General features: G+C 69.7%; 14 protein-coding genes. 11 read left to right on the top strand and 3 right to left on the bottom strand.

Features of this window, described 5'->3' with window-relative positions; all coding sequences use genetic code 11:
• The first annotated feature begins 1,170 nt into the window (after nucleotides 1-1,170).
• The 3 genes from ABEA81_RS12010 (at nucleotide 1,171) to ABEA81_RS12000 (ending at nucleotide 7,753) form a co-directional block, all read left to right on the top strand.
• Nucleotides 1,171-1,506, top strand: a complete 336-nt coding sequence (locus tag ABEA81_RS12010) for a histone-like nucleoid-structuring protein Lsr2 (RefSeq protein ID WP_345605041.1) — start codon at nucleotides 1,171-1,173, stop codon at nucleotides 1,504-1,506.
• Nucleotides 1,507-2,228: 722 nt separating this feature from the next.
• Nucleotides 2,229-5,954: a BTAD domain-containing putative transcriptional regulator gene (locus ABEA81_RS12005; RefSeq protein ID WP_345605064.1), complete on the top strand. Its 3,726-nt coding sequence runs from the start codon at nucleotides 2,229-2,231 to the stop codon at nucleotides 5,952-5,954.
• Nucleotides 5,955-6,466: 512 nt separating this feature from the next.
• Nucleotides 6,467-7,753, top strand: a complete 1,287-nt coding sequence (locus ABEA81_RS12000; protein ID WP_345605040.1) for a trypsin-like peptidase domain-containing protein — start codon at nucleotides 6,467-6,469, stop codon at nucleotides 7,751-7,753.
• A gap of 321 nt (nucleotides 7,754-8,074) precedes the next feature.
• Here ABEA81_RS12000 and ABEA81_RS11995 read toward each other — a convergent pair whose 3' ends face one another.
• Entirely contained in the window at nucleotides 8,075-8,815 is a 741-nt protein-coding gene (locus ABEA81_RS11995) for a 5-formyltetrahydrofolate cyclo-ligase (RefSeq protein ID WP_345605039.1), read from the bottom strand.
• Nucleotides 8,816-8,828: 13 nt separating this feature from the next.
• Nucleotides 8,829-9,986, bottom strand: a complete 1,158-nt coding sequence (locus tag ABEA81_RS11990) for a helix-turn-helix transcriptional regulator (protein WP_345605038.1) — start codon at nucleotides 9,984-9,986, stop codon at nucleotides 8,829-8,831.
• 1,523 nt (nucleotides 9,987-11,509) lie between these two features.
• On the opposite strand from ABEA81_RS11990, the gene ABEA81_RS11985 reads away from it, so the two are divergent.
• From ABEA81_RS11985 to ABEA81_RS11975, 3 genes are all read left to right on the top strand, one after another.
• Nucleotides 11,510-12,826 (top strand): asparagine synthase-related protein, encoded by a 1,317-nt coding sequence (locus ABEA81_RS11985; protein ID WP_345605037.1) that lies wholly within the window; start codon nucleotides 11,510-11,512, stop codon nucleotides 12,824-12,826.
• Nucleotides 12,799-13,539, top strand: coding sequence for a class I SAM-dependent methyltransferase (locus ABEA81_RS11980; protein WP_345605036.1), 741 nt, complete (start codon nucleotides 12,799-12,801; stop codon nucleotides 13,537-13,539). The genes ABEA81_RS11985 and ABEA81_RS11980 overlap by 28 nt, the downstream gene beginning before the upstream one ends.
• A gap of 810 nt (nucleotides 13,540-14,349) precedes the next feature.
• The gene (locus ABEA81_RS11975) at nucleotides 14,350-14,937 is read left to right on the top strand and encodes an HNH endonuclease family protein (protein WP_345605035.1); all 588 of its coding nucleotides are present in this window, start codon (nucleotides 14,350-14,352) and stop codon (nucleotides 14,935-14,937) included.
• Nucleotides 14,938-15,002: 65 nt separating this feature from the next.
• Here ABEA81_RS11975 and ABEA81_RS42635 read toward each other — a convergent pair whose 3' ends face one another.
• A complete protein-coding gene (locus ABEA81_RS42635) occupies nucleotides 15,003-15,179 on the bottom strand; it encodes a hypothetical protein (protein WP_425570518.1) in 177 nt (58 codons plus the stop codon).
• A gap of 646 nt (nucleotides 15,180-15,825) precedes the next feature.
• Between ABEA81_RS42635 and cas3 the strand changes: the two genes are divergently transcribed.
• The 5 genes from cas3 (at nucleotide 15,826) to cas5e (ending at nucleotide 22,884) form a co-directional block, all read left to right on the top strand.
• Nucleotides 15,826-18,642, top strand: coding sequence for a CRISPR-associated helicase Cas3' (cas3, locus tag ABEA81_RS11965; RefSeq protein ID WP_345605034.1), 2,817 nt, complete (start codon nucleotides 15,826-15,828; stop codon nucleotides 18,640-18,642).
• Between the two features lie 84 nt (nucleotides 18,643-18,726).
• Nucleotides 18,727-20,373: a type I-E CRISPR-associated protein Cse1/CasA gene (gene casA / locus ABEA81_RS11960; protein WP_345605033.1), complete on the top strand. Its 1,647-nt coding sequence runs from the start codon at nucleotides 18,727-18,729 to the stop codon at nucleotides 20,371-20,373.
• On the top strand, nucleotides 20,370-21,035 hold the full coding sequence (casB, locus tag ABEA81_RS11955) for a type I-E CRISPR-associated protein Cse2/CasB (protein WP_345605032.1): 666 nt from the start codon (nucleotides 20,370-20,372) through the stop codon (nucleotides 21,033-21,035). Before casA ends, casB begins: the two co-directional genes overlap by 4 nt.
• 29 nt (nucleotides 21,036-21,064) lie before the next feature.
• Nucleotides 21,065-22,174 (top strand): type I-E CRISPR-associated protein Cas7/Cse4/CasC, encoded by a 1,110-nt coding sequence (gene cas7e, locus ABEA81_RS11950; RefSeq protein WP_345605031.1) that lies wholly within the window; start codon nucleotides 21,065-21,067, stop codon nucleotides 22,172-22,174.
• Nucleotides 22,171-22,884, top strand: a complete 714-nt coding sequence (cas5e, locus tag ABEA81_RS11945; protein ID WP_345605030.1) for a type I-E CRISPR-associated protein Cas5/CasD — start codon at nucleotides 22,171-22,173, stop codon at nucleotides 22,882-22,884. The genes cas7e and cas5e overlap by 4 nt, the downstream gene beginning before the upstream one ends.

The raw sequence follows: 22,884 nt of genomic DNA, 5'->3' as shown, positions 1-22,884 counted from the left end.
CCCTACCGTTTCGCTGCCATTGCAGACTAGGGAGCTTCCGGCCATTTCGCTCCATTTTTATTAATAGGTCGAGCTCAGGCCTGCAAGCTATGTCCAAATCGTATCAACTGATCCGAATTACGTTGTTCACTAGCGAGAGGTGTGACCTTCCACGGTTGCAAGCCGCCGGTGACTCTCCCCCTGCGCGGCCCCTCTGATCCCCCAGACCCCGGAACGGCCGCTTGCGCGTATGGGGTCTCTGGGCGGGCCGACGCCCCTCGTCTCGCTCCTGACCTGCGCCGATCGGCAGCGTCGGGGCCTCGTTTCGGACGAGCGGACGCACGAGGGGTGTAGCGAGGGGATAAACGAGGGATGGCACGAGGGGCCCCGAGCTGCGCCACCCACGGTCTCCGCACACGGGAAGGCGACAACGCGTGAGCGCCGTGGACTCGCTTACCCGCCTGTTCCGTCGGCTGCATCGCAATACCACCACCGCCTCTTCTCCTCACACCGTCCGCACAACATTCGCACAACCTCGGTGCGGGTATTCGTGCCGCATGACCGAGTCGACCCATTGCTGCCTAGGCTAGGCAGGGTTCGACAAAGGGTCGAATCGAGAAGGGATCTCTTCTGGGCCCCGTCGGCGCCGACCGCGCTGCGGGCGCGCGTCGGTCCACGTCGCGGGGAGGGCCGTACGGGACCTTCGCCGCTCATTCGCGACGCTGCCAGCGGCTGAATGCCTGCCAGGACGGGGCCAAGCCTGGCGCCCATGGCGGGTCGCCCGGTCCGGGAGACGATCCAGGCCGATCACCCGCAGGGACGGGGCCGGGTGCGCACAGCACAGCGCGCGAATCCCCCGAGCGGCAATTCACTCGCCCTCAGCGTGCCTCACCACCGGCTGCACGACCGACCACGGGTACGCGTCGCATGCCAGCGGCCGCGCTTCTAGACCAGGTTGCGCGCCGACCGTTCGGGGTGAGGCCGGCTGGCCGTGGACCAATGCTCGGCACGATGATGCTTCCGCGGCTGTGGTCGGCCTTATCACCCTCAGACCGACGACAGCGCCCCTCCGTGCGACATTCCGCGGCTGTTGTTGCTACCCTCCAGAGAAACGGCACAATCCTGTGGCGAAGCCGAGCGAGCGGCGATGTGGCCGGACGCGCCACAACAGCCTGATCCTGGAGGAAGCACATGGCCACGCAAACCAAGGTAACCCTTGTCGACGACCTTGACGGCACTGACGCCGACGAGCAGGTGCAGTTCATGGTGGACGGGAAGGCCTACGAGATCGACCTGTCCAGCTCGAACAGCAAGAAGCTGCGCGACGCGCTCGCACCCTTCGTCACGGCGGCGCGGCGCACCGGCGGGCGCCGCCGCAGCGGGGCGGCTGGTCCCGTGGCCCGCGCAACGACGGATCGGGAGCAGAACCAGGCGATCCGTGAATGGGCGCAGCAGCAGGGAATGAAGGTCTCTGAGCGTGGCCGGATCTCGGCATCGGTGCTGGACGCCTACAAGGCCGCCCACTGACCTTCTCCGGCACGACCGGCGATCCGGCCCCGCGTTTGCTCGACGCCCGCGCACGCGCAGCTGGCTGAGGCGTCGATGCGGCCCGACCGCCCCGGTCGGTCGACATGACGAGTACCGCGGGCCGGGCAACGCCGAATGACGCACAGGCCCGCTCTCGCCCCGCACGACCCGCGAGCGGGTCAAAGCGGACAATTGAATTGCTCCACCCGGCCGTCGGCGGGAGGCTGACAGAGCCAACGGGGGAAAGCTCGTCGGACCACCGTTCAAGCGCCTCCACGGCGGCCATGGGGTACAGGCCGGGCATGCTCTGCCAGCCCTAAAGAGCCCGAGAACCGGAAGATTGTCCGACCAGGCGAAGCCGTAGTGTTTCTCCGCCTGGCTGCGTTCGGCGCGTGATCCGGGTCCTGATCGCCCGTTGCGGCCCGTCACGTTCAGCCAGGCCGCAGTTGTTGTGCTTCGAGATCATCTACGGGCCCCGCGGCTGACCGAGCCTTCCTCCGCCGCCCGCCCATCGAGGGCCCCCAGGCTCGCCCCCTGTTCTCGCTGCTGCGAGACCTGGCATCCATATCGCGGCCGTTACGACGTCCGGGTGATCCGGGTCTGATCGACCCATGAGTCTCGACCCGGCCGAGTACGCACTTCCTCACTGACGCCCAAACACCCGATTGGCCGCTCACCGCGCGGCGAACGGCCGATCGGCCGCCCATCGTTGGGGGTAGGTGATGACGGGAAGTGCTGGGCTGTGCGCCGCGGCAGCGAACCCGAGCGACAGGCTTCGCGACCGCGACGGCTGGGTCGCCGGCGGCGGGTTCGACCTCACACTCGCCGAGGTCCAAGGCGCCGCGGACGAGTTCGATCGCCTGGTCGAAGCCGAGCGGCACCGCGACCGCACCGAACACGCTCGGGCGCGGGACGCGTGCTCGACCGAGATTCCGCCGCTTCCCTTGGGCATGACCACCGTGCAGCGGTGGCTGGCCGACGCCGAACGCGACTGGTGCACCCAGCACCGCCAGGTGCTGACCAACCTCGCCGGTGCCGGTTGCGCGCTACGCGACACCGCCGCCCATTACTGGCATACCGACATGCAGCTCGCCGCCGATCTCGCCGCCCTCGCCGAGGACCACGCATCCGCAAGACCCGCCAACGGCACCGGCACCGGCACCGGCATCCGGGACTCGGTCATCGATGCTCCGGCAGGCGCCGCCCTGGGCGACCCGTCACCGCATCGCTTTGACGGTCCCGCCTGGGCGCCGCGCGTTCTCGCTGAGCGGATCGTCGGGGATGCTGGGCCGACGAGTCTGTCGGAGGCGGTGGCGCTGTGGCAGGCCCGCAAGAGCGACGCTGCGCAGCTCGCGGCCCTGCTCACCGCGACCGCGGTGGCGGTGCCGTCCTGGCGCGGTGACGCCGCCCAGGCATACCAACACTGGCTGGCCAGCCTGATCGACAGCTGCCACTGCCTGCGCGACCACGCCGAACACGTCCACCGCCAACTCGCCCAACCCGGCACCTCGAGCGACATGTCCGGAAGCAACGCCACCTCGCCGGCACCCGCCCCGCCAGCTGTCCCGGCCACCAGCAGCCAGCCGACCACCCTCCCCGCGGCCCAACCCGCAGGACAACCTGCGCCGGCCATGCACACTCCGGACACCCTCCACGGCGATCCTCAAGCCTCTGCCTCGTCGTCGACGCCGTTCCTGCCCGAGGACATGCCGCAGCACCGTGGCCCACTCGCCACATCAATGTCGCAGCATGAGCCCGCGTGCCCGCCCGACATGACGTCGCAGCCGCCTGACGACGAGCCCGCCACCAGCCAGCCATGCCACGTGCCACCGCGCCCCGACCCATGTGCAACCGACGACCAGCACGACACCGACAAGGACCGACACGACCAGGACCGACACGACACGGATAGGAACGACACAGGCAGCAACGGCACAGGCAGCAACGGCACGAGCAAGAATGAGGCGGGCGAGGACAGCGCCCGCATGGGCCGCGACAGCAACGGCAGTCACGGCGACGGCTCACCAGGCACTGCCCCTGACCCGCCCGACACCGATCCGGGCACCACCCGTCCAGGGCCGACCACTCAACCGCCCTCCCTCGATCGCGAGGACCCCGCACCAGCGCCGCCGATTCCCAAACCCACACCCTCGCTGCCCACACCCACGCTGCCCACACCCACACCCACACCCACACCCACACCCGCACCGGCCCTGCCCGCGCCCTTGCCTTCGCCGGGCGAACCACCAGCGACCGGCCCGAGCGGGCCACCGGCGGCCCCTGTCGGGCCTGTGCCTCCCACGAGCTCCCGGTCCGACAGCACCGCGCTGCTGGTGGGGGTCGGCGCGACCGCCGCGGCGGCCGCTACTGCCGCGGTGCTGCTCGCCCGGCGCGATCGGGACCGGACTCCGCGCAGCCCTGATGTCGCCGACACCGCCCCCATCCCCCGCATCGAACAGGCCCCTGACGCGCTGTCACACCGGCCGTACGGTCCCGGCCGGCCACCATTCGCCATCGAGGCGGCGGCGCCTCGTGGCGATCATCGCCCGGAACCGTTTCCGGGCGCTGCGGGAGACGCCGGATCCCCGAATGCAGAGACCGCCTCGGCTGCGTTTGCAGTGGGGGGAGCGCGGCCGTGGCTGCCCATCGGGGTGCTCGATCACCAGCCGGTGTTGATCGACCTCGCCGCAACCCGTGGCCTGGGCCTGACCGGGCCAGGAGCACCCGCTGTCGCCCGCGCGCTGCTGAGCGCGCTACTCGACCTGGAACCCGACACCGCTGTCGTCATCGCCGCCAACACCGCCCACGAGCTGTTCGGACCACCCGGCGACAACTCGATCACCCCGCCACCTCGAACCAACGCGCCGCCCGGTGACATACCACCGCGACCAGATGAGAACGGACACGACGAGGACGAACACGGCGGGAACGAGCGCTGGCCTGCCCGGGTCCGGGTCACGCCCGACCCGTTCACCGCCCTCGAGGTCGTCGAAGCGGAACTCATTCGTCGCCGCGTCACCTCCGGCCCGCCCGACGGCTGGCCGCTCTGGCTGCTGCTCGCACCCGCACCGACCACGACCCCGGCCCAGCACCGTCTCGCCGCCACCCTCACCGCCGGCCAACCGCTCGGGATCGGCGCCATCCTCACGGGCTGGTGGCCAACCGGCTGGAACTGCCACCTCGACGACCACCACCGCATCACCCAGCACACCGACCCCGACCACGACACCCCCACCGCGCCCGTCCACCTCGTCGGCGCACAGCTCAACGCCAGCACCCCAGCCCAACTGCGCGAAGCCCTCGCCCCCACCGCTCACACACCAACCCACGCGGAGAATCTCTGGCCGGAACGGGGCGAACCCCCACCACCAGATCCGAACGAAAGCGCGGCTACCAGCGACACCGGTAGCGATCCCCGCAACGACGGTGATGGCGCGGCCAGGCCCGGCAACCCAACCGGCGGCGGCGACGGTGCACAGCACGACAAGCCACAACCCGATGGGCCGCCGCGGGCGAAACCACCCGTCGAACACCACACCCCGCAACCGGCGCACCCCGCCCCCCGGCCTTCGCGCCCACGCGGCGCGGCGTCGGCAACAGCCGCTACCGCTGGCCCCACCCATCCGCCGCTGCGGCTGTCAATCCTCGGACCCACCGTCCTTCGCTACACCCCACCCGGCACCGGACCACGCTCACCCACCGCGCGCGACGCTCCCGGCGGGCCCGGTGCGGTGATCGACCGGCTGGGGCCTCGCGCGACCGAGCTGCTGGTCTACCTGGCCGTGCACCCGAGCGGGGTGCACCGCGACCACCTAGTCGCAGCCCTGTGGCCCGACGCGGACCGCAGCCGACCGACCAACGCACTCAACGCCACCCTGGCCCGCCTCCGCAAAACCCTGCGCGCCACCGGCAACCCGAACCTCGCGCACGTGATCACCCACATCGGAGACCGGTACCTCCTGGACTCGAACCTGATCGACGTCGACTACTGGACCTTCCTCATCGCCGCCGCCGACATCACCCACCCCGACCCGACCCACCGCACCCAGGCCTGCGACACCGCCATCCGCACCTACCAAGGCCACCTCGCCGCCGACCTCACCAGCGAATGGCTCATCACCCTGCGCGAAGCCACCCGACGCCGCTACTTCGACGCCCTCACCACACTCGCCCGCCTCACCATCCACGACGACCCCGAACGCACCCTGGCCCTCCTCGAAACCGCCCGCAATCTCGACCCACTCAAAGAAGGCATCTACCGCGACATCATGCGCATCCAAGCCCAACTCAACCGACCAGACGCCGCCGAAAACACCCTCACCCTTCTCCGCGCCCAACTCGCCGACATCGACACCGAACCCGACCCAGAAACCCTCCAACTCGCCGCCACCATCCGACACCAAGCCAACCGGCCCAGCGCACCCGACACGACCACGCCAACCACCTGACGCCCTCACCGCCGCCGCGATCAACTCACCGGCAGCAGAGAACAACAGCCTGACAAGCCACGAGCACGCCAGGTAACCGCCAGGCCTCCCTGACTGAGTACGGCGCCGCTCAATGCCCTCGCTCGACTATCCGCGCCACTCCGCATCGCGGCCCCGAGCACCCGCGAGCCGGGCAGTCTCACACATATTGCAGCCCGGAGTGACTCCGGGGCGGGGACGCGCCGCACCCAAAAGCAGGGCATGCACAACCCTTTTTACTGGATCCACAACCTCTGACTTCAACATCAAGGAGGTGCGCCAGAAATATTCAACTGAACTGACCCCTTCCAGTCACCTTGCCCGTTCACGACCCGAGAAGGAATTCCATAATGCGCAGTACATCAACCCCGCCGGCGTCGGTTGACCAGCGATCGACGAAGCGCACCCGTCTACGCGCTGATCGATCGCCAGCACCACTATCGACACGCTGGCTCCACCGCACCGGACTGGTACTCGGTGCCGCGTGCCTCAGCATGAGCGTGTCCGGCGCCGCGGCGCTGGCCGAACCGCCGCCCGCCGCCCCGGTGCCCAGCCCCGGGCCTGCGGCGACCGCACCGAACGTGTCCGAGCCGGCCTCACCGGCCGCCCCGGCCGCGCCGCCACCACAGGCGGCACCGCTGAACAGCCTGATCGACCCGGCGCTGCTGGAATCGGTGCAGCAGTCAATCGTCGGCCTGGTCATCGTGTGGAGCGAACACGAGGACCCCTTCGCCTGGCTGACCACGCCGCCGGACGACCCGGCCGCGCCGCCCGAGACGCCGCTCATGTCGATCTGCACCGGCTGGTTCGACACCCCGACGACGATCGCGACCGCGGGCCACTGCGTCGACCCCGAGGAAGGGCGGGTCGCGATGCACATGGAACGCGGCGGCATCGACCCGGAAACCGGGCTCCCGACACCAGTCGACTACTCACGCCCCGCACCGACCGCCACCGTGTATGCGTTCCAGCCGCGGGAGCTGCCCGGGGCGGTGCTCACCTCGCCCGTGATCGTGCGCGTGCACAGCTTCCGCACGGCAGAAGACGGCGACACCGCGAAATTCGAAGTGCACGGCATGGCCCCGGGCAAACCACTGCCGATCGCGCCCACCGCACCCCGCCTCGGCGAACCCGTGGTGTCCATCGGCTTCCCCGGCCTGAACATCTCCGACACCGACGGCATCAACATGGACAAACTGCTCGAGGGCGGCGGGCAGACACCGGCGGACGTCCTGCAGGACTCCCGACTGCAGCCGGTGAACACCAGCGGCACGATCATGTCCCGACAGTTCCGCAAGGGTGTCGCCGTGTACCAGGTCAACGCAGACTTCGCCGGCGGCCTCTCCGGCGGACCCACCATCAACACCCGCGGCGAGGTCTACGGCATCAATAGCATGATGACCTTGACGCTGTTCGGCGGCGGGAACTTCAACGTCATCACCGACACCGGAATGCTCCGCGAGTTCCTCGAACACGACCAGCCCGCGCAGCCACAGCCCCAGTCTCAGCCGCAGGTGCAACCGCAGCCGGAGCCGGCCGCCGCGGCAGCTCCGGCGGCGGCGCCAAGCGTCGCCCTCGCGCCCGCAATCCGGGCCAGCGCACCGCCCGCACCCACAGACGCCGCCGGCGCGCCAGATGGGTCCCTCGGGTGGATCATCGCTAGCTCCGTCGTTGCAGGAGCGGTCCTTGGTGGCCTTGTGGTTCTTCGCCTGCGGCAAAATCGCTCCACTCCTCCGGCCAGCGACTCCGGCGGAGCGACACCGGAACCAGCCACCGCGTAGGGCATCAACACGGCGGCCCTTCGCCGCTGCGGCCCTCGTCAACTACGCGTCCGCCCAGCGGTGCCCGGCATGCACCGAGGTCGCCGTGACGGGGACCAGAAGCTGATCCGACGTCCTCGACACCCCTGTCGTCGCGGACCACCTGCGGGAAGGCCAGATACCTGCTCGGACGGCCCCCGGTCGGTCATTTTACGCAGGACAGGGGGAGTCGAACGCGTCAATGAGGTGGTGGCCGCACCGAGAGGCGGTTTCGCCGGCATGTCCGGCAGACTGCTCCCGATAGCAGCACACTGGGCGACGCGAGTCGCGCTCCTGGCAAGATCAGGAGTGCGACTCAGCCGACGTTGTGTGCTGCTTCCACATCGCCTGAAGCACCGGGATGCTGTCCCGCAACTCAGGTTTCAGGGCCTGCCAGTCGATTCCAATTGGCGGCCGCCTCCTCTTGCAGGAAATTAGCCGCTCGGGGGTGAGGATGTAGTCCACGGTGAAGTCATGGGGCTGGTGTGGCAGGTCCTCGTCGAGCACCTGCAGGTCGTGGACGGTCGTCACGATGATCGTGTCCGGCTTCAACAGGCCGGCGTCCGCCAGCAGCGCGAGTTCGATATCGGTGTAGCCCGCACCCTTACCGACGCGGACACCGTCGTAGTTGACCGCGACGCTACCGCAGATGATGAAGTCGATCGGCGGCAGGCTGTCCAGCGATGCGGTGGGCGCGACTTCTGCCGCGCGGCGCCGGTCGGCCAGCTGCCCTGGCGGCTCATCAAGCTCCGCGGGATCGAGCCGGTAGAACGGCTCCGGCAATGCGAGCTTGGGCACGGCCATGAACAGCAGCTTCTCCTGGCTCAGTGCGAGCTGTCGCACTGGTTGCTGAGCGCGGTCAGGATTGACCTTGACCTTTCGGGCCTGTCGCCAGCCCGGCAGCTCGCTCAGTCGAACCGCCGCGCGGCCACTGTCCACGAAGTCCGGGATCCGGCCGTGGGCAGCCGGAGACGCCTCCGCTTCTTCGAGCGCTGTCCATACCCGCTCGCGAACGTCAGCCTTGGCTTTATCTCCTGTAGACAATTTCTCTTCCTTGCTAACCGCGAGCCATGAGGCCCAGGAGGCGGTCGTGGATATCCTGCACTATCGTTTCATTCCGGAACGGGTACAGCTCGCGGGCGGCGCCGAACACGACCGTCATCCCTCCGCCTCCACGTGTGTGCTCGAGCAGGTCAATCGCCCTGTGCAGGCTGTCGGCGGCGGCATCGAGTTCCCGTTGTCGGATGAAGCTCAACGCCAGGTTGCCCAACACCAGCGACCGCGTCTTCTGGCGGTCGATGAGCAGCGCAACTGTGCCGGCGAGGAGCGCTTCGGCCCGTTCTGGATGCCCCAAGAACAGGTAGCACGACCCTGCGAGCCGCCCGAACTGGGCAGGCGAAAAAACTCCTCCGGCCGCGTCGTCTGGTTGCATCCGACCAAACGCGGTGTCCGCAGCACTCAGCGCCAGCTCACACTGGCGATACTCACCGAGCATTGCGAAGGCTTCGGCAACATGCAGTTGCGCCAGGCCGTGTAGTGCTTGGCTAATGGTCTGGCTCTGGTGGGCGGCGGCCTGCGCGCCGGCCAGTCCGAGACGCGGGTCACGGTGCTCGGCCAGGCCATACAGCGCGACGTAGGCCTTCCGGAGCTCGGCGTGCGCCATGGCGACCCTGTCTCCACATGCCGTGGCGTGTTCGATCGCTGCATCGCAATAGTGCAGGGCCGCTGCGCCGTCCCAGCGCCCCGACGCATCCCACACCAGCTGACTGAGCAACGAGGCTGACGCGGTCGCCGTCCGATGCAGCTCGACGATCGTCAGTTCGCTGGCGCCCTGGCCGAGCAGGAACGACACCGCGGCATGCGCCTGGCCCGCCTCGGCGACCAGCGAGGCCGACGGCTCGTAGTCGTAGCGCCTGGCGAGAGCTACGACATGGTCTGCGAGCGCCCGTGCCGCCGCCGGGTCGGCGCGACCCGCGCGCATGTGCAGCATGCTGTTGGCTGTGCGGTCAGTGCTGTCAGTGCTGTCAGTGCGATCAGTCAGGATCTTCGCGAGTCCTTCGAGCGGTACGCCGAGCACGCGGGCGAGCTTGGGACGAATCCACGCCTGCGGTTCGCACACGCCGGACTCCCAGCGCGCCACCGTCGATCGGTCGACGCGCAGTGCCTCGGCCAAGGCCTCCTGCGTGAAGCCAACCGCCTTCCGGTGCTCGGCCAAGCGGAGACGTGGTTGGCGTATCACTGGCGCGACCTTCCCGAACGGGTGATTGCCCGGTCGGCCCAGCGTAGCGAACGTCGCTGCTCAGTGGGGTTCCTGCGGCATTGATGCAACATCGATGCATCACGCGCGCCATGGTGTGGGCTGCGGGCAATCGGTTGGCTGGTTGCCAGACGCCGGGCGGTCTACCCCGGGCCGCTCGGCGTCCGCCACAACCGCGACCTGCAGCCACAGAAGACCGGAGTGATGGACGCCCACGATGCAGAGCATCAAGCGCTGGCATTTGAAGAGGCTATCCAGTTCCTGGCCGTCCGAGGAAATGCGGAGCGCGCCTTGGCGCAGCACCGGCAGCTCTCCGATGGGCTCTGCTCTGGATGCCTGACGCAGCTGACGCGCTGGCCATGTCCGGTAGCGACTTTCGCCTTGATGGCTCAGCAACGGCAGCGGTAACGAGGCGTGTGCACGGCCATGGCCGTGAGCTCCGCGCTGCTGGCCGTCGTCGCAACGGTGTTGACGGCCACGGCACTGCAGCATCAGCGAGGTCGCAAGCGCGGACGCCACCGCCGCCGACGCGGACAACCGGGCCCCAACCGGTGGCCTCCCGGACATCACTGACCCACCCTTTGAGGAAACCCGAGGTTGTCACCTTGACGGCGCGACGCAGTCCCCTCCCGACACCGAGCGTGACCCGCGCCACCGATCGCACAGATCGACCTACCGAGGAAGCGTACCTCTTTATGAGCTATTGCTGGGGATCGGCGACACCTGGTCCCCGCCCATTCGCTGAGTACCAACCGTTCCACCGCGTCGCACAGCCGCTCAACCCAGTGATCTGTAGTGCATCAGGAGCAATCCACGCATCGGATACGAACCGCACCGACCCTCGAAGGGGAAACCTCGTGTTCCACACGGATCCACTCGTTCCACCAGCGCCTGCACCGGCGCTAGGTGACATACGCGATACCGAGCCACGCCTGACCACTGAGGCGAGCCGCGTCCGCCCATACGCACCACAGATTGCGGAGGTGCCGGTAGAGACGGCCACGGAGCAGGATCCCCCGATGTGCAGATATCGCAATGAAAATCAGGAAGGGAGGTGGAATAATGGACGTTGACGAGATCTTCGAGGGCGAAGCCGTTATGGCCGTGCCGTCCGCAGCATCCGAGTACAACCGGAAGGCGCCGGGCCATCAGGACTCCAACGGCGACCACTGCGCGGGCTGACATCGGCCGCGTCGGTCCGGGGCGGCCGACGTCGACTTGGCCTTGGCCGCCCCGGAATCGGCCCGAATAGCCGGAGGACGACCCCAGCGATGCTGCGATTCGACCTGCACCGCGACGACGTAACGGGCGGATGGCGTTGGCAGGGCTCGTGCTGGCGCTTCGGCTCGAGCTGGATCGCACCGGTCCGGTCCGCTGCCCTGCGCCGGGAGTCGCGCCTCGGGCGTGATGCCACAGTGGCTGTCCGAGAGATCCGGCCTGGCGGGGACTTCACCGAGCTGACGCTCGGCGCGGACGGAGTCGTGGCTCTGACCGCCGGCCCACTCGGGGTCGTGCCGCTCTACGTCGCCGCCTGCGGCGAGCGCTTGATCGGCTCCTGGGACCCCGTTGACCTCGCATCATTCGCCGAGCCCGACGACCTGTCGCCGGCGGTGGTGACCCGACTGCTCACCCGCCGACACCGCTACTCCACCGCAACATTGTTCTCCCGCATCACCCGGCTCACCGCGGGCGCCACGATGCAGTGGCACCGCACGAGCGGCTTACGGCTGCGCTACCCGGCACCAGCCAGTCACGTCAGCGAGCCCCGCAGACTCCGATGGGGCGCCGACCCCGTCGCGCATTTCGCCACGCTCATGAACCAGGTCGTGCACGACGCGCTCGACGGTCTCCGCGGCGCCGTCGCGGCGGAGCTGTCCGGCGGATTGGACTCGGCGAACGTGGCCGTGTCAGCCGCAGCACTGTCGAGCGGCCAGGTTCTCTCCGCCGGCCTGATCGTGGCCGGCCGGGCAGGCCTCGCCCAGGAGATCCGCCGCCGGATCATCGTCGACCATCTCGGGCTGCGCGACCTCACCGTGCCCGCAAACGATCACCTTCCACTCTCCCCCGGCGGCCCCAGGACCGCCGACCGCACGCACTACCCCGACACCGACGTCTATCAAGAAGCGTTCGACGCCCTGCGCGGACGGCTTCGCGCCGCTGGGGCCCGGGTCGTCCTCACCGGCTATGGCGGCGACGAAATCATGAGCCGAACACCAGCCGAGCGACCGCGCCCAACGACACCGCCTCGGCTGCCGCCGTGGCTCGACCAGCACGCCCGCGACGCGCTCGCCGACATCGACGCCGACTGCTCCCCTGTCACGGCGGTGGCTCTGCCGACCCTGGTCGTGTTCTCCGCCCGACATCCGACCTACCTGCGCGCCGGTCTCTGGCCGATCGCCCCGTTCACCGCACCGCAGCTGTCCCGATTCGGGCGCTCCCTCCCCGTCGCGTGGCGCACCGGAAAGGAACTGCTGCGCCAGCGGCTCGCCCGCACCGGCCTGCCCACCACCGTCACCCACCCCCGGCGACCGGAATCGTTCGCCGCGACGATGAACCGCGCGCTCCGCCGTCACGCACTCGCGCTGCTCGCGGACATGCTGGAACGCTCGGTGCTGATCGACCGCGGCTTCGTGCGCCGCACCGCCATCGCGCACCTGCACCGGCGCGCCCGCGACGGCGGCACCATGCCACCGCTGGTGTACGACATGCTCGCCCTCGACATCGGCATCCGAAGCATGTGCACCGCCGCCGCCGCAGGAAGGGAGGGCTCGTGCGCGTCGTCGACGCCGAATCGCTGACCCGCAACAATCTCATGTACCGCGAGCCGGCGCTCTACGACGAACTACTCGCCGACGAACCCACCACCGCCGACCTGCTAGCCCTCATCAAGCAACACCACCCAGACGCGAGGACCGTCCTCGACCTCGGCTGCGGTACCGGGCGCCTGCTCGCAGACCTGCACCGCCACGGCATCACCGGCAGCGGCATCGACCTGCAGCCGAGCCTCATCACGTGGGCCCAACGCACCCGCCCTCGCCTGCGACTGGCGGTCGGTGACCTGCGCACCATCCGCCTCGGCGCCACCTTCGACCTCGTGACCTGCCTCGGCAACACCCTGTCCTACCTGCACACCGACGCCGACCTCGCCGCCGCCTTCAACACGATCCAGGCACACAGCCACCCCGGCACCCTGCTCGCGATCGCCACCCTCACCGGCACCGGAGGCCACACCCACGGCCGCCACGAGATCACCACGTCCCTCGGCACCGCCACCGCCACCACAACGTCCGAATGGGACCCGAACACACAGATCCTGACCAGCACCCGCAGCTGGCGATTCGACACCGGCCGCGTCGAACACGACACCATGCGCCGCCGCTACTGGAGCACCGAACTGCTCAGCGAGCTCACCCACACCGCCGGATTCGAGATCACCACCCCGACGCCGCCGAGCCTCTGCCTCAGCGCGGTCCGACACCAACCCGCACGCCGAACCCTCGAGGACATCTGAAGGGGAGCGCCCCACCCCAGGTGTCACCGGTTGGGCGACCGGCCGGGGTGGGGCAGCCGTCAGCGTCCGCCGCTGGGCTCCGGGTAGCGGTCACACCCGGTGCCGTCATGATCTGCGTCCAACCGGTACGCGTCCGTATCGACGACGGTCACCCGGTGGCCAATCTGGGGGCAGTCGAGATCCCGCACACGAGGAAGGCACGGCTTGTAGCTCGCGTGACAGTTCGCGTCCGCCGTCACCGGCGCGATTGCGGCGACGGCGACCACCGCCGTGTCTGCCGAGCTGGGGAGCCCGGTCCCGCCGGGTCCACCCACGGCGGCCGCCACCAGCGTGAGGGCGCCGAGGGCGGGCAGGAGCAGTCTCTGCACATCAGTCCTCTCTGTACTGGATGCGCTCCGCATCCGGAAGACTGCTCGTCGATCACTCGCGGCGCGTTACTGATCACTGCTCGGAGACATTGCGCTATCAGCGCTGCCACGCGGCCACCGCGTTCGGCAGATGTGCTGGAGCGGATCCGCTCGACGGCAAACCGCGGCTGAGCCAGTGGCGGGCACCCCAGTGCCCATGAGCGCGCACCTGCGCGAGCACCACTGAGAGCCCGGCGGCAGCAATCGGACCCGGGGCGCGGAACCAGTCCGGCATGCTGGGCGGCACCGGTCGTCCGCCGCTACGCCGAGCGCACCGACGAGACCCTGCGGCGTCGCCGACGGCGGCCCACCGACCCGTCGAACGCCCGTCCCGACACGCCGTCGGAGGCGGGCGTTTCGCCATCTCCGATTTCACTCGATCGAGCTACGCCAGGATGATCACGTGAGGCTCCCCGTGCTCGTCTTGGCCGTCGTCCTGCTCCTGTCCGGATGCGGCGCCGCGCTCGGCGACACGGTGGCTGCGTGGCCGGCGCAGGTGCCGCCCTACGACCGCGACGCGTTCGGCGACGGGTGGGCCGACGCCGACAGGGACTGCCAAGACACCAGGCAGGAGATCCTCATCCGGGACCTGGTCGACGTCGCGCTCACCGCAGACGGGTGCGACGTCGCGACCGGCACGCTGAACGACCTCTACACCGGCACGACGATCGCGTTCCAGCGCGGACAGGGCACGAGCGACGACGTGCAGATCGACCACGTGATCCCGCTCTCGTACGCGTGGCAGGCCGGAGCCTGGCAGTGGAGCGACGCCGATCGGGAGGCGTTCGCAAACGACGGCGCCGAGCTACGCGCGGTGGACGGGCCCACGAACAACTCGAAGGGCGACCGCGGGCCGTCCCGGTGGTTACCGCCGAACCCGGCCGCGCACTGCACCTACGCCGCGAGCTGGCACGACGTCGCTAGCGCCTACGCCTTGGTGCTCGACGGGCCGGACGCCGCTCGGATCGAGGACATCCTGAGCGGATGCTGACGCATGGAACTGCCCCGAGTGTTGTGCAATCGTTCCCCGATCGGAGGCGCATGCCGACCCCTTGATCACCCATCAAGTCGCGATGCCTTGACCAGGCGTAGCTGCGCACTGTCGCCGGACTTCAATCCGAGGCCGCTAGCTCGCGCAGGTAGCACGACGCGGCGCCGCGGCTGCGCCCGCAGCGTGATCGGACGGTGCAGGAACTCGCCGGTGAGCGTGCCCGAGGTCGCCAGCCCGGCCACGTCGCCCTCGTGCACGATCCGCCCGCCTCGCCACCGGCGCGCGGGCCGAGCTCGACGACGTGGTTGGCGGCGGTGATCACGTCGGTGTCGTGCTCGACTACGAGCATCGTGTTGCCCTTGTCGCGCAGCCGCAGCAGCAGGGCGTTGATCCGGCCGACGTCGCGCGGGTGTTCTGGATAGCACGGCGCAGACGCGCGTCTGCGGCGCCGGCACGAGCGGATGCCCGCATACAGCGAGGAAGCCAGATCGTTCGCCAGGAGTGGCCCCGAGGGAGCGTGGAGTAACTCGTGAGCCCTTCTCGGCGAGCACTAGCTCGCGGCGGCGATCGGAACATCCGAGATGGCCCTACGCATCCACGACCGCCTTGTCGAGCGGGTCGCCGAGACTGCTCGCCGCAGACCGACTCACGGGCAGTTTCGTCGACGTGGACGGGAGGCCCCACCGAGCGCAGCTGGACCTGTTCGGCCAGGTACTGGGTGAGCTGGTGAAGGCTGGGCTCGCCGCGCCGCGACACCGGACGTCTGAGATCGAGAGTTGCTAACCGTCGCTCGTCGGCACGGGCACGACGGTCGGCCGCATGGGGTAACAGATCGACTTCCAACAGAGAGTACTGATCCGTCCGCCTCGCCCCGACGGAAGGAATCCGGTGCTCGACGCTTGGCTGTCCGCGTGGGCGAAGACTGACCGCGATCACCTGTCGAAGGAGATCACTGCGTGGTTGCCACTGCACCAGCATTTGGCTGATACCGCAGGGATAGTCCTTCGGCTGGTGGACGAGTGGGTGTCGCCGCAGGTGGTGCGTCGTCTCGCGACCGATCTCGACACGGCGGACGGCGTCCGGACTATCGCGACCTGGCTGGCGGCCGTGCACGACGTCGGCAAGATCAGCCCTGCGTTCGTGGTGCAGGCCCCGCCGTTGGCGGACGCGATGCGCGGGTATGGCCTGGTCGCACGTCCGGAGCTTGCGCAGAGCCGAGATCGACCGCGGGTCCGCCACGAGGTTGTGGGGCAGCTCGCCGTGCGGGAGTTTCTGGCCGACCGGCTCGGCTTCGAGTTCACCGCCACCGCCGCGCAGCTGGCGTGCGTCGTCGGCGCCCATCACGGCGTGCCGCCGGAGTCGAGCCTGCAGCACTTCGTCAGCGTGCAGCGGTCGCTGGTCGGCGATGGCTCGTGGGAGGAAGCCCGCACCGCAGCGCTGTGGTGGGCGACCGACCTCGTCGGCGGGCCCGAGGTGCTCAAACCCTATGCGTCTGTCCGTCTGGGCCGCCCGACGCAGGCGCTGCTGGCCTCCATCGTGATCATGGCCGACTGGATCGCTTCCAATGCCGAACTCTTCCCGCTGCGCGAGGTGCACACGGCGTTCGAACCGCCCGTCGAGCCCGATCCGGATCTCACCGCCGCCCGTGTGGCACATGCGTGGGACGAGCTCGATATGCCGGCGCGGTGGCGGCCTCGCCGCTTCGATGACGCGGGGAAGGCGTTCGCGGCACGATTCGGGCGAGCCCCGGAGGATGCGCGCCCCATCCAGCTGGCCGCGGCCGAAGCGGCCCTGGCACAGGAGACGCCGGGGCTGGTGATCGTCGAGGCTCCCATGGGCGAGGGTAAGACCGAAGCCGCGTTCCTGGCCGCCGAGGCGCTGGCGGCACGCTCCGGAGCCGACGGATGCTTCGTGGCACTCCCGACCCGTGCCACGACCGACGCGATGTTCCGCCGGGTTCTGGCGTGGATGCGCACGCTGCCGGGCTTGCCGTCCGACGTCAGCGTGCTGCTCGCGCACGGCACCGCCGCCCTCAACGACGACTACCGCGGTCTGCTGCGGGCAGCCCACGTCCGTGGCGTCGGAGAGGACGGCGATCAGGAGAGCGGCATTGCCCACCACTGGCTGCGCGGTCGCAAGAAGGGCCCGCTCGCCCAGTTCGTGATCGGGACCGTCGACCAGGCCCTGTTCGGTGCGCTGAAGAGCCGGCACGTGATGCTGCGCCACCTCGGCCTGGCGGGCAAGGTCGTCGTGATCGACGAAGTGCACGCTTACGACGTCTACATGTCCCGATACCTGGATCGGATGCTGCACTGGCTCGGCGCCTACGCCACCCCGGTGTTGCTCCTCTCGGCCACCTTGCCCGCCGCACGCCGCACCGAGTTGATCCAGGCCTACGAGAGCGGCCGAGGCGTGAGCAGCTCGGATGTGGAGGACGCCCCCGGCTACCCGGTCGTCCTCGCCTCCGGATCACCAGCACGGCCGGTCCCAGCCGCGAGGACACCGAAGGCGGTCACGGTCGAGCGCATGGCCGACGACCTCGACACCCTCGTCGACACGCTGCGCAACGCCCTCGTCGACGGAGGCTGCGCAGTAGTCATCCGCAACACCGTCGGACGCGTGCAGGAGACGGCCGACCGGCTCGTCGCCGAGTTCGGCGAGGACGAGGTGACGATCACCCACTCCCGGTTCCTCGCCTGCGACCGCGCGGCGCTCGACACGTCACTGCTGCAGCGGTTCGGCCCACCCGGTGAGGGGACCGAGCGACCAGAGCGGCATGTCGTCGTCGCCAGCCAGGTCGTGGAACAGAGCGTCGACGTCGACTTTGATCTGATGATCACCGATCTCGCCCCCGTCGACCTCGTCCTGCAGCGGATGGGCCGGCTGCACCGCCACCAGAGGGAACGCACGTCCCGCCTTGAGCAGCCGCGGTGCGTGATCGTCGGCGTCGAGGACTGGGCAGCCGAACCGCCCCGAGCGGTCCCCGGAAGCCGCAGCGTCTACGGTGAGCACGCCCTCCTGCGTGCCGCCGCACTCCTGATCGACCGCAGCAGCATCACGCTGCCCACCGACATCCCCAGCCTGGTCCAGGCCACGTACGGCAGCGACTCGCTGGGCCCGGCCGGTTGGCAGGACGCGATGCGGCACGCCGAGGCACTGCACACCCGTGACGTCGAACGGCGCCGGTCCCGCGCCGCCGACTTCCTCCTCGGTGAGGTCGGCCGCGACCGCGACACGCTCGACGGCTGGATCCGCGCCGGCGTCGGTGACCCCCAGGACGAACCCCGCCAGGGCTCCGGCCAGGTCCGCGACGGGGACGAGTCGATCGAGGTGCTCGTTGTCCAACGCGACCGCGACAACGGGATCCTCACCCCCGACTGGGTGCCCGGCGGCGGCGTTCAGATCCCCCGCGACAGCCCGGTCGACAACGCCACCGCCCGCACGATCGCCGCCTGCGCGCTGCGGCTACCCCCCGCGATGAGCCGTATGGATCCGGTCGGCGACGGCGTCATCCGCGCGCTCGAACGCAACCACTTCACCAGCTTCGACAAGCAGCCCCTGCTCGACGGGCGACTCGTCCTGGTACTCGACGCGGACCGGACCGCCGACGTCTGCGACGGCCCCGCCGCGTTCCGACTCACCTACGACCTGCGCCGAGGGCTGCTCCACGCGCCTCTGGACAACGCCGGCCTCGGCAGGACCTGACCTTGGCTCCACACCACACCCCCGCATCGCCGGGGTGAATCCACCCGCCATCCCACCGAATCCGACAGGAGGGCCAGCGAGCCCATGCGATGCGACGGCACGTTCTGCGTGCTCCATGCACCGTGGATCCCAGGTCGCGCACGCGACGGTGGCGTGACCGAACACAGCCTCCTGGACGTCCTTTGCCAGGCGCACGGCGTCGTCGGGCTCAGCGGTGACCTGCCAACCCAGACGTTCGCAGTGAGCCGCCTGCTCCTCGCCGTCCTGCACGGCGCCATCCGCGGCCCGAAGGACATCGCGGAGTGGGAGGAGCTGTGGCGAGCTCCGGCGCTGCCGACGGACGCGATCGAGGCCTACCTGGCGGAGCACCACGAGCGGTTCGACCTGCTCCACCCCGAGACGCCGTTCCTGCAGACCGCCGAGCTGCGCACCACCAAGGACGAGACCTTCGCGTTGGATCGCCTCATCGCCGATGTCCCCAACGGCGTGCCGTTCTTCGCGACACGGCGCGGGGAGCTGTCCCTGTCCTACGCCGAGGCGGCGCGCTGGCTCGTCCATGCCCAGGCCTTCGACCCGTCCGGCATCAAGTCCGGCGCGGTCGGTGACGAGCGGGTCAGGAACGGCAAGGGTTACCCCATCGGTGTCGCCTGGAGCGGATGGCTGGGCGGGGTGCTGCTGGAGGGGAAGACCCTCAAGGAGACGCTGCTGCTGAACCTGCTCGCTTCGGATTTCGGCTCGACGCGGGATCCCGAGGTGGACATCCCGGTGTGGGAGCGCCCGCCGCTGACGGTGCGCGATGAGTCCGGCCACGTCGAGCAGGGGCGGGAGCCGACCGGTCCGGCCGACCTGTACACCTGGCCCAGCCGCCGCATCCGGCTCATCGCAGGCGGGGGCCGGATCACACGTGTGATCATCGCGAACGGCAACCGGCTGCAGCCGCAACACCGGGTGGACCTCGAGCCGCACACCGCCTGGCGGCGCAGCCCCAACCAGGAGAGGCAGCTCAAGAGCATGGTGCCGGTCTACATGCCCCGCGCTCACGACCCCGACCGTGCGATCTGGCGCGGACTCGAATCACTGCTACCGGCAGCCGTCGACCGTCAGACGTCGGGGCCGGCCGACCGGATCGCGCCGGGCGTGCTGGACTGGCTCGGTCACCTCTGCATGCAACGGGCACTCCCGCGCGACTTCCCAGTCACGATCCGCGCGGTCGGGATGATCTACGGCTCGCAGAGCTCCGTGGTCGACGACGTCGTGCACGACTCGCTGGATCTCGTCGTCGCACTCGCTCGTCAGGACGCCACCGGTCTCGTCGAGATGGTCAAGTCCTGCGTACGCGCTGCCGACGACGCGGCGTTCGCCCTCGGCAACCTCGCAGGCGATCTGGTGGCCGCCGCTGGGGGCGACGGCGCCGGTCCGCGCAGCCGAGCCAGGGAACGTCTCTACGCCGACCTCGACGGGGCCTTCCGCGAGTGGCTCACGTCCGTCGGCGCCGACTCCGACCCCGTCAGCTCGGAAATCGCGTGGCACCGCACCGCTGACGAGGTGACCAGGTCGGCCGCGGCCGATCTCATGCGCACCGTGTCGCCCGCAGCGTGGGAGGGCCGGATCGTTCGTCAGCAGGTCTTGACCGCGGCCCACGCCGACAACAAGTTCCGCCGCTCGCTCAAGAAGGCCCTCCCTCACGCCTACGCCACTGCACCGGCTGTGGCCGACCCAGGAGCACCGTGACCACACCAGCCGCCGCCACCAGTCCCCCGCCCACTGAGCCGCAACCCCGGCTGGGCCCCGTCGGCACGTTCGTCGACAAGCAGGTCGGTGGCCTGCAGAGCCGCTTCCTGCGTGTGCCGCAGGACCCCGGCGCCGTCGCAGCACTTGCCCGTATGCGGCGAGCCGTCGGCAAGGAACCGGGCGAGATCATGGACGTGTTGGAGTACACGTTCACTCCCGCGCTGCTGAACGGGCACCCCGCGGACGACCCGAATCCCAGCCCCGCAGAACGTGCCGCTCACGTCGCGATCACGCTGTTCGCGCTGCATCAGCAGTCGCGAGGTGAACGCATGCACCATCGCGGGCGCGGCCTCGGCACGGCACTACGCCGCCTGCACACCGGCAGCAGCGCGATCCCGGATCCGATCGTGCGGCGCTTCCGCATGCTCGGCACCGCGGACTCCTTCGGCGAGCTCACCCACCACCTGCGGGGCGTGGTGCAACTCCTGCGCACGGCGAGCGCCCCGCTCGACTACGGCCTGCTGGCCCAGCAGCTCCACACCTGGCAGGACGACCCGTCCCGCGTCCGGATGACCTGGGGACGGCAGTTCTACCGACAGCACCGTCCTGACACCGACCTCGGCGCGTCCGCCGACAGCGACACCGACCAGACCACCGCATGACCGACCTCGACCAGAGAGCTGCGAAGACCATGCCCCGCACGATCGTCGACATCCACGTCCTGCAGACCGTCCCGCCGAGCAACCTCAACCGGGACGACACCGGCAGCCCCAAGACCGCCCGCTACGGCGGCGTCGTCCGAGCCCGCGTGTCGAGCCAGGCGTGGAAGCGCTCCACCCGCACCGCGTTCGACGCCCTGCTGGACCGCACCGAGCTGGGTGTGCGCAGCAAGCGGCTGGTCGAACTGCTCGGCGACGAGATCGTCGGGCAGGACTCGACCCTGGCCGACCGTGCCCCAGAGCTCGCCAAGGCCGTGCTCGCCGCCGTCGGCATCAAGGTCGCTGCGCCGCGTGGGAAGAAGGAGGTCCCGGAAGAGTCCGGTTACCTCGTCTTCCTGAGCAACTCCCAGATCGCCGCGCTCGCTGCGCTCGCCGTCGAGCACGGCCGCACTGGCGCGGCCATCGACAAGAAGGCCGCCAAGAAGGCCGCCGACACCGAACACTCCGTCGACGTCGCCCTGTTCGGCCGCATGGTCGCCGAGGACACCGACCTGAACGTCGACGCCGCCGCGCAGGTCGCGCACGCACTGTCCGTGCACGCGGTCGAGACCGAGTACGACTACTTCACCGCCGTCGATGACCACAAGAACGCCGACGAGGAAGAAGACGCCGGCGCCGGGATGATCGGCACTGTCGAGTTCAACTCCTCCACCCTCTACCGCTACGCCACCGTCGACGTCGACCGGCTCGCCGAGAACCTGAGCGACGCGAAGGCCACCCGCCGCGCGGTCGAGGCGTTCGTGCGCGGGTTCGTGCTGAGCATGCCCACCGGCAAGCAGAACACCTTCGCCAACCGCACGCTGCCCGACGCCGTCTACGTGGTGCTGCGCGAGACGCAGTCGATCAACCTCGTTGGGGCGTTCGAAGAGGCCATCACGACGCAGCCGCGCATCCCCGCTGCGATCACCGCACTCGCCACGCACGCCACCGAGGTGCAGGACGCCTACGGCGAAGCCCCCGTCGCCGCGTGGACGTTCGGGCCCGGGGAGCGGCTCGCCCCGCTGGCGGACATCGCCACCCGCGGGGACGCCGACTCGACTGTCGCGGCGGTGGGCGAGGCCGTCGCCGCACGGCTGTCGTGACCGCGCTGCTGCTGCGGCTGGCGGCACCTCTGCAGTCGTGGGGCACCAGGAGCCGGTTCACCCGCCGCGCCACCGACCGGACGCCGAGCAAGAGCGCCGTCATCGGCCTGCTCGCCGCCGCCGAGGGCATCCGCCGGACCGAGTCGATCGAGCACCTGCTCGACCTGACCTTCGCCGTACGCACCGAGCAGCCCGGCCAGGTTGAACGCGACTTCCAAACCGCGGCCCGACCCGGCGAGCGCACGCCGGTGTCGGTCTCGACCCGCCACTACCTGTCCGACGCCGTCTTCCTCGCCTCCGTCGAGGGCCATACCGGGCTGCTGGAAGGGCTGCTCGAGGCTGTGCGGCGCCCGCACTTCCCGCTGTTCCTCGGCCGACGATCCTGCCCGCCGGTAGGGCCTGTCGCGGTTGGGTTGCGCGACGCCACCGCGCTGGGCGCGCTCGGAGTCGAGCCCTGGAGGGCATCGCTCGCCGTCCAACGAGCGCACCGAGACGCGCAGGTCGAGCTGCCGGTGGCCGCGGACTGCACCGCAGACACCGCGGACGCCGAACTGGTCCGAGACCAGCCCGTCGCACACGGATTCGACCCGGCGCACCGGCAGTGGGAGTGGCGGTCGGTGCAGCGCTCCTACGTCACGGTGACCAACCCTGCCTTCCGCGGCATCACCGCCCCGCCGGCCGACACCCACGACCCGATGGACGTGCTCTAG

This window comes from Pseudonocardia adelaidensis (genome assembly GCF_039543345.1).
GTDB lineage: Bacteria > Actinomycetota > Actinomycetes > Mycobacteriales > Pseudonocardiaceae > Pseudonocardia > Pseudonocardia adelaidensis.
The sequence above is the reverse complement of the archived record's forward strand: the minus strand, read 5'-3'. Positions and strand labels throughout refer to the sequence as shown.